This is a genomic window from Vibrio phycocola (genome assembly GCF_054404255.1).
Genome location: NZ_JBTAMQ010000037.1, coordinates 1 through 593, shown reverse-complemented (window position 1 = coordinate 593; position 593 = coordinate 1). Strand labels below are relative to the sequence as shown.

Sequence of the window (593 nt, the reverse complement as noted above, 5' to 3'; positions counted from 1 at the left end):
AGGGGAACCTGGCGCTGGATCACCTCCTTATACGAAGATTATTAAGATGAGTGTCCACACAGATTGATTAGGTTTAAATAGAAGAGACGATATTTGGTTTCGCTGATTAAGCGAACACCGACTGTGGGTCTGTAGCTCAGCTGGTTAGAGCGCTCGCCTGATAAGCGGGAGGTCGGTGGTTCAAGTCCACTCAGACCCACCACTATTTCCTTGTGAAGTTGACAAATATCGAACACAGATGGGGCTATAGCTCAGCTGGGAGAGCGCCTGCCTTGCACGCAGGAGGTCTGCGGTTCGATCCCGCATAGCTCCACCATTTTTAAGTACATTGGTGACAGTGTTTTTAAAAATGGTTTTTTTCCATCAGGAAAACAATCTTGCTCTTTAACAATTTGGAAAGCTGACAAAATAACGATTTGATTAATCGTTATTTGTAAAAGTTCTCAAATCCTATGTTTCATTTAATGAAATGTAGGTACCAACACACATTCAAGTGTTCTTGGGAACATCATCCTAGATGATGTTCATATTTTGAGTCCGGCAAAAATCAAAAGCACTCTCGCTTATTCAAACAATGAGAGTGCAACTAAAAC

At 42.0% G+C, this 593-nt stretch carries 2 tRNA genes; both read left to right on the top strand.

Features of this window, described 5'->3' with window-relative positions:
- The first annotated feature begins 125 nt into the window (after positions 1–125).
- Positions 126–202: transfer RNA gene (locus ACXJY6_RS19765), tRNA-Ile, on the top strand.
- Positions 203–240: 38 nt separating this feature from the next.
- Positions 241–316: transfer RNA gene (locus tag ACXJY6_RS19760), tRNA-Ala, on the top strand.
- The last annotated feature ends 277 nt before the right edge of the window (positions 317–593 follow it).